Source organism: Geodermatophilus sp. DSM 44513 (genome assembly GCF_032460525.1).
Classification (GTDB): domain Bacteria; phylum Actinomycetota; class Actinomycetes; order Mycobacteriales; family Geodermatophilaceae; genus Geodermatophilus.
Map to the genome: position 1 here is coordinate 1,142,798 of NZ_CP135963.1, position 12,674 is coordinate 1,155,471.

Sequence of the window (12,674 nt, forward strand, 5' to 3'; positions counted from 1 at the left end):
TCCGGGTTGCGTCGGGTCCCGCGGGGGGACCGTACGACCCGGGACCGGATCCGGCACACCGGCGGTCGCCGCGGGCCACCGGGTGGCATCCGCGATCTAGGGTCGGGCGGACACACCCGCCAACCCGGGAGAGCACATGGCCGTCTCCAACCGCGTCCGCGGCGCCCTGACGACGACGGTGCTGGCCACCGCGGCGACCGGGTTCCTCGCCGCCTGCGGCACGGAGGAGCAGGAGCCGGAGCAGGTCGCCTACTGCACGAACGAGGACGGCGAGATCGTGGACGACGACTTCTGCGACGACGACCGCGGCGGCGGGGGCGGGCTGTTCTTCCTCTACCTCGGCGGGTTCCGCCCCGGCCTGCCGGTCGGCACCGTGCTCCCCGGTGGCGGCACCCGGATCAACCCCACCGACACCGCGGCCCGCCAGCGCGCCGGGCTGCCCGCGACCGGCCGGGTCTCCGGCGGCACGCGGGTGACCGGCGGGATCGGCTCCGGTGTCGGTGGTGACTCCGGCACCCGGTCGGGCGTCGGCGCGGGCAGCTGAGCGCGACCGCGGGGCCCCGGCCGTGAGGCGCGTCGAGGCCGGCGTGGTGCGTCCCGGCTGGGAGGCCGAGGTCGAGGCCCAGGGGCTGGTCTACAACCGGACGACGACCCCCGGCGGCGAGGTGCGCAGCTACTGGCGCGAGGGTCCCTTCTACGACTTCACGATGGCCGAGGTGCGCCAGCTGGAGGGCTGGGTCGCCCAGCTGTTCGAGATGTGCGTGGCGGCCGGCGACCACGTCGTGGAGCACGACCTGTTCGACCGGATGGGCATCCCGCCGATCGCCCGCCCGGAGATCCGGCGCACCTGGGAGACCGAGCCGCCGAGCGTCTACGGCCGCTTCGACCTGCGCTACGACGGGCAGGGCCCGCCCAAGCTGCTGGAGTTCAACGCCGACACCCCGACCGGGCTGGTCGAGTCCGCCGTCACCCAGTGGAACTGGCACCTGTTCACCGGGCAGGGCGCCGACCAGTGGAACGCGCTGCACGACCGGCTGGTCGCCGCCTGGCAGCGCAACCTCACCCGCTGGGAGCGGCGCACCGGCGTCCGCCCGCGGGTGCACCTGGCCTGGACGTCGGAGGAGCGCTCCGGTGAGGACCGGATGACCGTCGCCTACCTGATGGACACCGTCGTGCAGGCCGGCTACGAGGCGATCGAGCTGGTCGTCGAGGACATCGCGCTCGACGACGGAGACGGCCGCTTCTACGACCAGCAGGGCCGCCACCTCGACGTCGTGTTCAAGCTCTACCCCTGGGAGTGGCTGATCGAGGACGAGTTCGGGGCCGCCGTCCTCGCCGACGCCGCCCGGCCCGGCGGCACGACGTGGGTGGAGCCGGCCTACAAGATGCTGTGGAGCACCAAGGCCCTGCTGCCGGTGCTGTGGCGGCTGTTCGGCGCCGACCCGGCGCTGTCCCCGCTGCTGCTGCCGGCCTACTTCGCCGACGAGCTGCCCTCGTCCTGGCGCACCTACGTGCGCAAGCCGCTGTGGGGCCGGGAGGGGGCCAACGTGCAGATCGTCCGCGACGGGCAGGTCGCCGAGCAGCAGCCCGGCCGCTACGGCACCGAGGGGTGGGTCGTGCAGGAGTTCGCCCCGCTGCCGGACTTCGCCGGCGTCGACGGCCCGCACCACCCGGTGCTGGGCGCCTGGGTGGTCGACGGCGAGCCGGCGGGCCTGGGCATCCGGGAGAGCGACGGGCTGATCACCGACAACCTGAGCTTCTTCGTGCCGCACACGATCGACCTCGCCGGTCCGCAGGCCGGGCGCCGGTAGCCGACTACGGTCGGGGGCATGCCGCTGCAGGGTGAGTACGAGCCGAGCTCGGAGCAGTGGGTCCGCGAGCAGGTCGAGCGCTACGAGGCGACCGGGGGCCGGGAGGCCAACACGCTGCGGGACACCGGGCTGCCCGTGGCGGTCTTCAGCACCCGGGGTGCCCGCAGCGGCAAGGTGCGCAAGCAGGCGCTCATGCGGGTGGAGCACGACGGCGCCTACGCGATGATCGGTTCCAAGGGCGGCGCGCCGACCGACCCGGCGTGGGTGGCCAACCTGCGCGCGCACCCCGACCAGGTCACCGTGCAGGACGGGCCGCAGCCGTGGGACGGCGTGGCCCGCGAGGTGACCGGCGAGGAGAGGCAGCAGTGGTGGGAACGGGCCGTGGCCGCGTACCCGCCCTACGCCGAGTACCAGCAGCGGACCGAGCGGGTGATCCCGGTCTTCGTGGTCGAGCGCGCCGAGCCCGTCAACCCGGCCTGACGCGTCCGGTCAGGGCAGCGCGGCGGCCGCCGCGGGGATGGCGGCGGCCACGTCGTCGGGGAACGCGGTGAACGGCGTCGCGGCGACCGTCCGGTCCGCGCCCTCCCGCCCGGACCGTGGGCCCTGCCAGGCCCAGGTGCCGAGCACCCGCCCGCCGTGGACGACGGTCGGCCGGAACACCCCGTTGCCGCCGGGCACGATCCGGTCGGCGAACTGCGGCGGGACGGTGCAGCTGCGGTCGGCGTAGCCGAGGACGAGCTCGTCGAAGCCGGGCAGCAGGAACAGCCCGGCGGCCTGCCCGCGGCACGCGGCCAGCAGGTCGGCGGTCTCCGGCGCCATGAGGTGCTCCCGGCCGTCGACCTCCACGGCGGTCAGCTGGTCGCGGACGGCGGCCACCCCGGCGCGCACGTCGGTCACCGTCAGCCCGGACCAGCGGGCGAGGTCGGCGACGGTGGCCGGGCCGTGCCCGCGGAGGTAGCGCAGCGCCAGCTCGGCCAGGGCGGCGTCCCGGTCCAGCCGCCGCGGCGCGGGCACCCACTCGTCGAGCAGCACGAACTGCTGCTCGCCGTCGGCCATCGGCCCGAGGCACAGGGTGCCGGTCTGGGCCAGGTACCACAGCAGGTGGTAGCCGCGCTGCCCGGTGGTGGCCACTCCGCCGTCGGCCACGGCGGCGAGCAGGTCCCGTCGGCCGCGGCGCCGGCCGCCGGTGAGGGCCGCGGTGACCAGGTCGCGGGCCCGCTCGGTGTCGGCGTCGGTGACGCCGAGGACCGCCCGCCGCCGGGCGGCACCGGCCAGCACCCGCGGCCCGCACAGCGCCAGCAGCCAGGGCAGGTCCTCGGCGGGCAGCAGGTGCAGCGTGCTGCGCATCGGCCACGAGCGGACGACCGCACCGCACTCCAGCGCCGCCTCCACCCCGGCCCGCGTGCGCTGCGCCGTCCGCAGCGCCACCGACGTCACCGCACCGGGCAGCTCCTGGGCCTGCACGCAGGTGAGCAGCCGGACCGCGGCGGCGGCGTCGGCGGGCGGTGGGCCGGCGACCCGCAGGGCCACCAGCCGCAGCAGGGCGAGGTCGGTCGCCGTCGTCATGTGCGGGAGCCTGCCAGCGGGGTCCGACGTGTCCTCCGGCTGACAGACTCCGCGCGTGCAGGCAGCGGACTGGGACGCGCGCTACGCCGCGCAGCAGCAGTGGTCGGGCGGCCCCAACGCGCTGGTGGCCGAGCTGCTCGCGGACCTGGCGCCCGGGGACGCGGTCGACCTGGCGGCGGGGGAGGGCCGGCACGCGCTGTGGCTGGCCGGCCGCGGCTGGCGGGTGACGGCCGTGGACTTCTCCGCCACCGGGCTCGCCCGCGGGCGGGCCCGGCCGGGTGCGGACCGGGTGACCTGGGTGACCGCCGACGTCCGCGCCTGGGACGCCGCCGCGGGATCGCTGGACCTGGTGCTCGTCGCCTACCTGCACCTGCCGGAGCCCGAGACCACGGACCTGCTGTGCCGCGCGGTCGGCTGGCTGCGGACCGGCGGGCACCTCCTCGTGCTCGGCCATGACGCCGACAACGTCGCGCACGGCGTCGGTGGCCCGCAGGACCCGGCGATCCTGTACAGCGTCGCGCGGCTGGCCCCGGTGGCCGGGCTGCTCGAGGTCGACCGCCTGGAGCAGGTCCGCCGCGAGTCGCCGGCGGGGACCGCGCTGGACACCCTGCTGTGGGGTCGGCGGAGCGGTCGTCCCGTCGTCCCCCGGCGGTAGCCTGCGCGCCGTGATGGGGATGGGCGGGGCCGGCGGTCCCGACGCGCAGCGCCGCCGGCGACTGGTCGCCACGGTGCTGGTGGTCGCGCTGCTGGTCACCGCGGCGGCGACGGTGCTGTCCATCGCGCTGGCCTGAGGAGGCGGTCGTGGACGCCGGGGTCGAGGAGTGGTTCGCCGCCGCCGGCCCGCGCGAGGCGGAGCTGCGTCGGGTCGACGAGCTGGTGCGGTCGGCCGCACCGAGCATCGACCGGCAGCTGGTGCCCCTGGGGTCCGGCCGGGCGCTGGGCTACGGCCTGGTGCCCTACCGGCCGCGGTCGGCGAGGGAGACGACCACCTGGCCGCTGCTCCTGCTCGCGGCCCAGCGGCGGCACCTGTCGCTGTACGTCTCCGCCGTCGTCGACGGGGAGTACCTCGCCGAGGCGCGCGCCGCGCGGCTGGGGCGGGTGTCCTGCGGGCGGAGCTGCATCCGGTTCACCTCGCTGGACCGCGTCGACCGGGCCGAGCTGACCACGCTGGTGCGGGACGCCGTGGCCGCGACCCGGGACGGCACGAACGGCTGCTTGGCCGGCTGACCGCCCGGGCGTTCCGCAACTGGGGGTTGCGACAGTGACCTTGGTCCCTGGTGCGACCGCCTCGCGAGGGACACCGTGGGGGCCGACGCCGAGGGCGTCCGACCGACGCTCCTTCCCCCGCGCACGGAGGCGCCCCCCGCATGACGCTGACCGAGGACCCCGCCGTCGACCAGGCCGTCGCCCGGCTCGCGGACGAGTTCGGCACGCGGCTCCGCCCGCAGGTGATCGGCACCGTGGTCCGCACCTGCCGCCAGGACCTCAGCGGGGTGCCGGCCACGGCACTGCCCGAGCTCGTCGAGCGCCTCGCCCGGGAACGGCTGCAGTCCGTCGGCTGACCGCCCGCGCGCTCGCCGGCGACCGTCCGTGACCATCGGCGGGTGGTTGCTCCCGTCGGCGTGTCGGGGCGCCACCTGCCGATGATCACGGGGGAGGGGCGGCTCAGGCCGATGATCACGGGGGAGGTGCGGCTCAGGCTGCGGCGCGGGACCCCACGGGGACGGCGTCCACCCCGGCCGGGGGCTGCAGCCGGTCCCGACGCTCAGCCGCGCGGACGACGACGGCGAGCCCGGCGCCGGCCAGCGCGAGCACGGCACCCACCCAGATCGGCGCGGTGTAACCCAGGCCGGCGGACAGCACGCCCGCGCCGAGGGCGGCGCCCAGGGCGTTGGCCACGTTGAACGCGCCCTGGTTCGCGGCCGAGACCAGGCTGCCGCCGGGCACCCGCGCCGCCTCGATGACGCCGTTCTGCACGACCGGGCCCAGCCCGAAGGCCAGCGTCCCGAACAGGACGAGCAGCACGACCGCGGCGACCGGGGTGCGGGCCAGCACGGCGAAGGCGGCCAGGACGACGGCGGTGGCCAGCAGGCCGGCCACGACGAAGGAGGACCCGTAGCGGTCGCCCAGCCGCCCGCCGACCAACGTGCCCACCGTCGTGCCGATGCCGAACAGCGCCAGCACCGGGGTCACCCACCCGATCGGCAGGCCGCTCAGCTCGGTGAGGATCGGGCTGACGTAGCTGTACACGGCGAACAGCGCGGAGAAGCCGACCATGGTCAGGCCGAGCACCAGCCACACCCGGCCGCGACGGAACGCGGCCAGCTCGGTGCGCAGGTCGCCGGGCTCGCCCAGGTCCCGCGGCATCCACGCGAGCAGGCCGGCGATGGTGACCAGGCCGACCACGGCGATGGCGCCGAGCACCAGTCGCCAGCTGGTCTGCTGGGCGACGAAGGTCCCCAGCGGGACGCCGACGACGTTGGCCAGGGTCAGCCCGACCATCATCAGCGAGATCGCGCTGGTGGAGCGCTCGGGTGCGACCAGCCGTCGGGCGGCGACCGCGCCGACGCCGAAGAAGGAGCCGTGGGCCAGCGCGGTGAGCACCCGGGCGGCGGCGAGCGTCTCGTAGCTGGGCGCCACCGCCGACAGCACGTTGCCGACGACGAACAGCGCCATCAGGCCGACCAGGGTGTGCCGCGGCGGGAAGCGCACGCCGAGCGCGGTCAGGGTGGGGGCGCCGAGGACGACACCGACGGCGTAGGCGGAGATGAGCAGTCCCACCGAGGGCACTGAGACGCCGAGCCCTTCGGCGACCTCCGGCAGCATGCCCATGACGACGAACTCGGTGGTGCCGATGCCGAAGGCGCCGATGGACAGGGCGAGCAGGGCGCGGGGCACGAGGCGGCTCCAGGACGGTGCGGTTCCGGGCAGGGGCTCGGACTGCGTCGTCCGTGGGGGAGGTCTCGCCGGGAGCAAGGCGGCGTCCCGGGCCGGCATGCCCGGGACGCCGCGTGGGTCTGCTCACACGGTGCGGCTCAGGGCTGCAGCAGCACCTTGACCGCGCCGTCCTCCTTCTGCCGGAACTTGGCGTAGGCCTCGGGCGCCTGCTCGAGCGGCACGTGGTGGGTGGCGAAGTCGTCGACGCCCAGCGGGTCGCCCTCGGTGAGGATCGGCAGGATGTCCGGCGCCCAGCGCCACACGTTGGCCTGGCCCATGCGCAGCTGGATCTGCTTGTCGAACATCTTGTTCAGCGGCATGGGGTCGCTGGCGCCGCCGTAGACGCCGGACAGCGAGATCGTGCCGCCGCGGCGGACGGCCTCGATGGCGGTGTTCAGCGCCGCCAGCCGGTCCACCCCGGCCACCTGCATGACCTTCTCCATGAGCGCGTCCGGGACGATCGCCGAGGCCTTCTGGGCGATCGAGGCGGCGGGGGAGCCGTGCGCCTCCATGCCGACGGCGTCGATGACGGCGTCCGGGCCACGGCCGGCGGTGGCCTCGCGGATCTGGCCGACGACCTGTTCCTGGTCGGTCGAGCGGATCACGTTCGTGCCGCGCAGGGTGGCCCGCGCCAGCCGCTCGGGGACGACGTCGGAGGCCCACACGTGCTCGATGCCCAGGTGGTGGGCGATCCGGGTGCACATGTCGCCGATCGGGCCCAGACCCAGCACCAGCAGCGTGCCGCCGGGCGGCGTCGCGGCGTACTGGACGGCCTGCCAGGCGGTGGGCAGCACGTCGGAGAGGTAGACGAAGCGGTCGTCGGGCAGGCCGTCGGGGACCTTGATGGGCAGCGTGTTGCCGAACGGGACCCGCAGGTACTCCGCCTGCCCGCCGGGCACCTGGCCGTACAGCTTGGTGTAGCCGAACAGCGAGGCGCCGTAGCCCTGCTCACGGTTCTGCGTCGTCTCGCACTGCGACTGCAGCCCCTGCGAGCACATCCAGCAGGTGCCGCACGAGATGTTGAACGGGACGACGACCCGGTCGCCGGGCCGGACCGCGGTGACGTCCGGGCCCACCTCGCGGACGACGCCCATCGGCTCGTGCCCCATGACGTCGCCGACGGTCATGAACGGCGCCATCACCTCGATCAGGTGCAGGTCGGAGCCGCAGATGCCGCTGGAGGTCACCTCGACGACCACGTCGGTCGGGTCCTGGATCACCGGGTCGGGGACGGTGTCCACCCGGACGTCGGCTCGGCCGTGCCAGGTCACTGCGCGCATGGGGGAGGGCTCCTCGGATCGGGGTCGTCGGGGGGCGGACGCCGGGCTCCTGCCCCGCCGTGACGACGATCGCCCCCGCCCGGCCGACGACCCGGCGTGTTGCTGACCTCCCGTGAGGAGCGGTTGACGGTTCGTCGAACCACCGGGGCGGCGTCCGGTGACGGCGCTCACGGGGGGCGGCGCCAATACCCCTGCCCGGAGATCACCAAACGGACACGTGGTGTTCACTTGGCCCCCGTCCGCTCCCCCGGGCACCGCACGCGACCCCGTCCCCTCCGGAAAGCCCGGTGCATGACCCAGCCCTGCCACGACCACCGACCCGACCAGGCGCGGACGTCCCGGCACACCGTCCCGACGCAGCGCGCCGGGGGAGCACGACCGTCGGGCGCCCCTCCCGCCCGGCCGCTCCCGTCGGGACGACGCAGCCGCCGCGGACCCCTGCTGCCGGCCCGCCGCCGGACCGCCCACCTCGCCGCCGCACTCGTCGGGGCGAGCGCGCTGGGCCTGGTCACCCCCGGTGACCCGGCGGCCCGCGCCGACGCCGCCGACGTCTCCGTCACCGACCCGGTCAGCGTGGCCGAGGAGCTGGGCCTGGCCGCCGGCGCGACGTCCGTCGTCCCGGACACCGAGGCCGCCGCACGGCTCGGGGAGCTGGCCGCGAGCCGCACCGCCCGGGAGGCCGGGCGCGCCGCCGCGGCGGCAGCGCAGGACGAGGCCGACCGGCGCGCGGTCGCGGCCGCCGTCGAGGCCGCCCGGCCCGAGGCGGTCCTGCCCGTCGAGGGTGGCCGGCTGACCAGCCGGTTCGGACCGCGCTGGGGGACGCTGCACGCCGGCATCGACATCGCCGCCCCGATGCGGACCCCGGAGTACGCCGCGATGGACGGCATCGTGCTGGAGGCCGGCCCGGCCAGCGGCTACGGGCTGGCGGTCTACCTCCAACACGCCGACGGCGACGTCACCGTCTACGGCCACATGGACGAGGTCCTGGTGACCCCCGGCCAGGTGGTGGAGGCCGGGGAGACCATCGCGCTGCTCGGCAACCGCGGCCAGTCCACCGGCCCGCACCTGCACTTCGAGGTGCGCCGCGGCGGCCTGGACGGCGAGCCGGTCGACCCGGTGCCCTACCTGCGGGAACGCGGCGTCCGGATCTGAAAGAGGACCACCCTCCTCCCCACGCCTCGCACGCTCGGCGCGGGCCCCTGGAGGGTGGCCATCCGTGGACACTTGGGTCCGCAGCTGACGGCAGAGGGGGGTCGATGGGACACGGGCACGACCACGGGGGGCCCGTCGGGACGGCGTCGGCCGGCCACCGCCGCCGGCTGGCCGTCGTCCTGGTGCTCACCCTCGTCGTGGCCGCCGCCGAGGTGGCCGGTGCCCTGGTCTCCGGCTCGCTCGCGCTGCTGGCCGACGCCGGGCACATGGCCACCGACGCGCTCGGCATCGGTCTGGCGCTCGGCGCGGTGTCCCTGGCGCAGCGGCCCGCCCGCGGTCGGCGGACCTTCGGCTGGCAGCGCGCGGAGGTCCTCGCCGCCGTCGCCAACGGCCTGCTGCTGGTGGCGGTGGCCGGCTACGTCGTCGTCGAGGCGGTCCGCCGGGTCGGGGACCCGCCGCAGATCGACGCCGGCCTGGTGCTCGCGGTCGCCGCGCTCGGCCTGGTGGTGAACCTCGGCGGTCTGGCCCTGCTGCACCGTGGCCGGCGGGACTCCCTCGCCGTCCGCGGCGCCCACCTGGAGGTGCTCGGCGACGCCCTCGGCTCGGTCGCGGTCCTGGCCGCCGCCGCCGTCGTCGCCACCACCGGCTGGACGCCGGCGGACACCGTCGCCTCGCTGCTCATCGCCGCGCTGGTGCTGCCGCGGGCCTGGTCGCTGCTGCGCGAGGCGGTCGACGTGCTGCTGGAGGCCGCCCCGCGCGGGGTCGACCTGGACCGCGTGCGGGCACACCTCCTCGGCGTGGACGGCGTCGTCGGCGTCCACGACCTGCACGCCTGGACCATCACCTCCGGTCTGCCGGTGCTCTCCGCGCACGTCGTCGTCAGCGACGAGGCGCTGGCCGACGGCCACGGGGGGCGGGTGCTCGACGCGCTCGGGGACTGCCTCGGCGACCACTTCGACGTCGCGCACTGCACCTTCCAGCTGGAGGCCGCGGCGCACGCCGGCCACGAGTCCCCCGTCCACGAATGAACAAGGACCCCTCTGCCCCCCACCGCTCGCACGCTCGCGGTGGGACCCTGCAGAGGGGCCGTTCCATTCGGTCACCAGCAGCACGGACGGCGGGAGGCAGCAGCGGTGGAGCACGGTGACCACTCGGACATGTGGATGCCGACGGAACCGCCGACCTGGGGGCGGCTCTTCCTGCCCCACCTGGACGGCTGGTCGTGGCTGGCCGTGCTGAGCCTGCTCGGCCTCGTCGGCTACCCGGTCGCGGTCGCGGTGCTGCGCCGCTCCGGTGTGGTCTGGCCCTGGTGGCGGACGGCGTCCTGGACCGCCGGCTGCCTCGCGCTGTTCGCCGTGACCGGCACCTGGCTCAGCGGCTACGGCATGGTGCTGTTCAGCGTGCACATGGCCCAGCACATGGTGCTGTCCATGCTCGCCCCGGTGCTGCTGCTGCTCGGCGCCCCGGTCACTCTGGCGCTGCGGACCCTCCCGCGCGGCCGGACGCTGGCCGGCGTCCCCCGGGCGCTGCTGCTGGACGCGCTGCACAGCCGGGTTGCCCGCGTGACGTCCCACCCGGCGTTCACCCTGCCGCTGTTCCTGGCCAGCCTGTACGCCGTCTACTTCACGCCGCTGTTCGACACCCTGATGGCCGACCCGCTCGGCCACCAGTTCATGCTCGCCCACTTCACCGTGACCGGGCTGCTGTTCTTCGGCCCGATCCTCGCCCAGGACCCGTGGCCGCGGACGACCGGCCACGGCGGGCGGATGCTCGAGCTCCTCATCCCGATGCCGTTCCACGCCTTCTTCGGCGTGGCGATCCTCATGGCCAGCTCGCTGGTCGTGGACACCTTCGCCACCCCGCCCGCCGGCTGGGGCATCGACCCGCTGGCCGACCAGAAGGCCGCCGGGAGCATCGCCTGGTCCTTCGGTGAGATCCCGACGGTCTTCGTGATGGGCCTGGTGCTGTACAGCTGGATGGGCTCGGAGCAGCGCAGGGCCCGCCGGCAGGACCGCGCCGCCGACCGCGACCAGGACGCCGAGCTCACCGCCTACAACGAGCGCCTCCGGGCCCTGGCCGCACGCGGCGGCTGACGCCCCGCCGTGTCGCCCGCACCGACTCCGTGATCGACCGGCGCGGACGGGGGCCGTGGGACGGCCGTTTGCGACCATGGCGGCGTGCCGGTCTCCCTCGTCCTCACGGCGGACACCCACGTCCCCCGGCGGGCGCGCGACCTCCCCCGCGCGCTGTGGGCCGCCATCGACGCCGCGGACGTCGTCGTGCACGCCGGCGACTGGGTGGACGTCGCGCTGCTGGACCGCTTCGAGGAGCGCGCCCGCCGGCTGGTGGCCGTCCACGGCAACAACGACCACGGCGCGCTGCGCGAGCGGCTGCCGGAGGTGGCCCGCGCGGAGATCGAGGGCATCCGGCTGGCCGTCGTGCACGAGACCGGGGACCGGAAGGGCCGGGAGGCCCGCTGCGCCGCCCGCTTCCCCGACACCGACCTGCTGGTGTTCGGCCACAGCCACATCCCGTGGGACACCACCGCCGCCACCGGTCTCCGGTTGCTCAACCCCGGCTCGCCGACCGACCGGCGCCGGCAGCCCACCTGCACGTTCCTGACCGCCGTGGCCGACGGTGGTGTGCTGCGCGACGTGACCCTGCACCCGGTCGCGAGGTGACGCCGGGGACCGCCCGCTGGCGCCACCTCGGGGTGAGCCTGCTCGGCCTGGTCGCCGCCTGCGCCGTCCAGAACGGGCTGCCCTTCCTCACCGTCGCGCTGCGTGCCGAGGGCCTGTCGCTGAGCGCGATCGGGCTGCTGGTCAGCGCGCCCACGGCCGGTCTGGTGCTCAGCCTGCTGGCCTGGGGTGCGCTGGCCGACCGGTACGGCGAGCGGCGGGTGCTCGGCGCCGGGCTCGGCATCGCCGCCGCCGCCCTGGCCGGCGCCGCCGTGGCGGCCACACCGCTGGCCACCGGGCTGTGGCTGCTGCTCGCCGGCGCGGGCAGCGCGTCGGTGCACGCGGCCAGCGGGCGGCTGGTGCTCGGCTGGTTCCCGGCCACCCAGCGGGGCCTGGCCATGGGCATCCGCCAGGCCGGGCAGCCGATCGGCGTCGGGGTGGCGGCCTTCGCGCTGCCGCGGCTGGCCGACGGCGGCACGGGGACGGCGTTCGCGGCGCTCGCCGCCGGGTGCGCGGCCACCGCCGTCCTCATCGGGGTCCTGGTGCGCGACCCGGCGCGGCCCCGGACGCCCGCAGGAGCCCCACCGGTCCCGTCGCCCTACCGCACACCGGTGCTGTGGCGGGTGCACGCGGCCAGCACGCTGCTCGTCGTCCCGCAGTTCGTCGTCGCCGCGCTGGGCTTCGACTTCCTGGTCCGCGCGGCCGGCTGGTCGGCGGGGGCGGCGGGCGCCCTGCTGGCGGTCACCGCGCTGGGCGGGGCCGCCGCGCGGCTGGGCGCGGGCGTGTGGTCCGACCGCGCCGGCAGCCGGGTGGGCCCGCTGCGGCTGGCCGCGGCCGCGGTCGCCGTCGTCGTCGCAGGGCTCGCGGTCGTCGCCGCCCTCACCCCCGACGTCCTCGCCCCCGCCGCCGTTGCCGCCGCGGTGGTGGTCGCGACCGTCGCCACGGTCAGCCCCAACGGGATCGCCTTCACCTCGGTCGCCGAGCAGGCCGGGTCGGCCTGGGCCGGGCGGGCGCTGGGCGCGCACAACACCGTGCAGAACGTCGGCGCCACCCTCACCGTGCCGCTGGCCGCGCTGCTCGTCGAGGACGGGCCGGGCTACCCGGCGGCGTTCGCGGCGGCGGCGGTCGCCGCGGCGCTGGCGGTCGGCGTGGTGCCCGGCCGGGCGGTCGAGGCGGGCTCGCCCGGCGCCCCGCAGGCGGTCGGGGCCGCCGCCGCCCGGTGAGCCCCCGCCGTCCGTGGCCGGCGCGGG

The 12,674-nt window shown here is 76.2% G+C and carries 15 protein-coding genes; 12 read left to right on the plus strand and 3 right to left on the minus strand.

Annotated elements, in window-relative coordinates; translation table 11 throughout:
• Positions 1 to 136: 136 nt before the first annotated feature.
• The 3 genes from RTG05_RS05525 to RTG05_RS05535 are packed head-to-tail and all read left to right on the plus strand — an operon-like array spanning position 137 to position 2,291.
• Complete coding sequence (locus tag RTG05_RS05525; RefSeq protein WP_166527803.1) at positions 137 to 544, plus strand: hypothetical protein; 408 nt, start codon at positions 137 to 139, stop codon at positions 542 to 544.
• 22 nt (positions 545 to 566) lie between these two features.
• Positions 567 to 1,811 (plus strand): glutathionylspermidine synthase family protein, encoded by a 1,245-nt coding sequence (locus tag RTG05_RS05530; RefSeq protein WP_315912355.1) that lies wholly within the window; start codon positions 567 to 569, stop codon positions 1,809 to 1,811.
• 18 nt (positions 1,812 to 1,829) lie between these two features.
• Entirely contained in the window at positions 1,830 to 2,291 is a 462-nt protein-coding gene (locus RTG05_RS05535; RefSeq protein ID WP_166527804.1) for a nitroreductase family deazaflavin-dependent oxidoreductase, read from the plus strand.
• A gap of 9 nt (positions 2,292 to 2,300) precedes the next feature.
• On the opposite strand, the gene RTG05_RS05540 is transcribed toward RTG05_RS05535, so the two are convergent.
• The gene (locus RTG05_RS05540) at positions 2,301 to 3,377 is read right to left on the minus strand and encodes a winged helix DNA-binding domain-containing protein (protein ID WP_166527805.1); all 1,077 of its coding nucleotides are present in this window, start codon (positions 3,375 to 3,377) and stop codon (positions 2,301 to 2,303) included.
• Between the two features lie 55 nt (positions 3,378 to 3,432).
• Here RTG05_RS05540 and RTG05_RS05545 point away from each other — a divergent pair, with 55 nt between their 5' ends.
• The 4 genes from RTG05_RS05545 (at position 3,433) to RTG05_RS05560 (ending at position 4,939) form a co-directional block, all read left to right on the plus strand.
• The gene (locus RTG05_RS05545; protein ID WP_166527806.1) at positions 3,433 to 4,032 is read left to right on the plus strand and encodes a class I SAM-dependent methyltransferase; all 600 of its coding nucleotides are present in this window, start codon (positions 3,433 to 3,435) and stop codon (positions 4,030 to 4,032) included.
• A gap of 10 nt (positions 4,033 to 4,042) precedes the next feature.
• Positions 4,043 to 4,168 (plus strand): hypothetical protein, encoded by a 126-nt coding sequence (locus RTG05_RS05550; RefSeq protein WP_315912356.1) that lies wholly within the window; start codon positions 4,043 to 4,045, stop codon positions 4,166 to 4,168.
• Between the two features lie 10 nt (positions 4,169 to 4,178).
• Positions 4,179 to 4,604, plus strand: a complete 426-nt coding sequence (locus tag RTG05_RS05555) for a DUF1801 domain-containing protein (RefSeq protein ID WP_166527807.1) — start codon at positions 4,179 to 4,181, stop codon at positions 4,602 to 4,604.
• A 140-nt stretch (positions 4,605 to 4,744) separates the two neighbouring features.
• Positions 4,745 to 4,939 carry a three-helix bundle dimerization domain-containing protein gene (locus RTG05_RS05560; RefSeq protein ID WP_166527808.1) on the plus strand — a complete coding sequence of 65 codons (195 nt, stop codon included), beginning with the start codon at positions 4,745 to 4,747 and terminating at the stop codon, positions 4,937 to 4,939.
• Between the two features lie 133 nt (positions 4,940 to 5,072).
• Here the strand turns inward: RTG05_RS05560 and RTG05_RS05565 are convergent, their stop codons facing one another.
• Together RTG05_RS05565 and RTG05_RS05570 are read right to left on the minus strand one after the other, a co-directional pair.
• Positions 5,073 to 6,275, minus strand: coding sequence for an MFS transporter (locus RTG05_RS05565; RefSeq protein WP_166527809.1), 1,203 nt, complete (start codon positions 6,273 to 6,275; stop codon positions 5,073 to 5,075).
• 137 nt (positions 6,276 to 6,412) lie between these two features.
• On the minus strand, positions 6,413 to 7,594 hold the full coding sequence (locus RTG05_RS05570; protein ID WP_166527810.1) for an alcohol dehydrogenase catalytic domain-containing protein: 1,182 nt from the start codon (positions 7,592 to 7,594) through the stop codon (positions 6,413 to 6,415).
• A gap of 291 nt (positions 7,595 to 7,885) precedes the next feature.
• Here RTG05_RS05570 and RTG05_RS05575 point away from each other — a divergent pair, with 291 nt between their 5' ends.
• The 5 genes from RTG05_RS05575 to RTG05_RS05595 all read left to right on the plus strand — a co-directional run bounded on the left by RTG05_RS05575 (position 7,886) and on the right by RTG05_RS05595 (position 12,647).
• The gene (locus tag RTG05_RS05575) at positions 7,886 to 8,746 is read left to right on the plus strand and encodes a M23 family metallopeptidase (RefSeq protein ID WP_166527811.1); all 861 of its coding nucleotides are present in this window, start codon (positions 7,886 to 7,888) and stop codon (positions 8,744 to 8,746) included.
• 104 nt (positions 8,747 to 8,850) lie between these two features.
• Positions 8,851 to 9,774: a cation diffusion facilitator family transporter gene (locus RTG05_RS05580; protein WP_166527812.1), complete on the plus strand. Its 924-nt coding sequence runs from the start codon at positions 8,851 to 8,853 to the stop codon at positions 9,772 to 9,774.
• A 135-nt stretch (positions 9,775 to 9,909) separates the two neighbouring features.
• Positions 9,910 to 10,839, plus strand: a complete 930-nt coding sequence (locus RTG05_RS05585; RefSeq protein ID WP_315912357.1) for a cytochrome c oxidase assembly protein — start codon at positions 9,910 to 9,912, stop codon at positions 10,837 to 10,839.
• A gap of 84 nt (positions 10,840 to 10,923) precedes the next feature.
• Complete coding sequence (locus RTG05_RS05590) at positions 10,924 to 11,427, plus strand: metallophosphoesterase family protein (protein ID WP_166527814.1); 504 nt, start codon at positions 10,924 to 10,926, stop codon at positions 11,425 to 11,427.
• A complete protein-coding gene (locus RTG05_RS05595) occupies positions 11,424 to 12,647 on the plus strand; it encodes an MFS transporter (RefSeq protein WP_315912358.1) in 1,224 nt (407 codons plus the stop codon). Before RTG05_RS05590 ends, RTG05_RS05595 begins: the two co-directional genes overlap by 4 nt.
• The last annotated feature ends 27 nt before the right edge of the window (positions 12,648 to 12,674 follow it).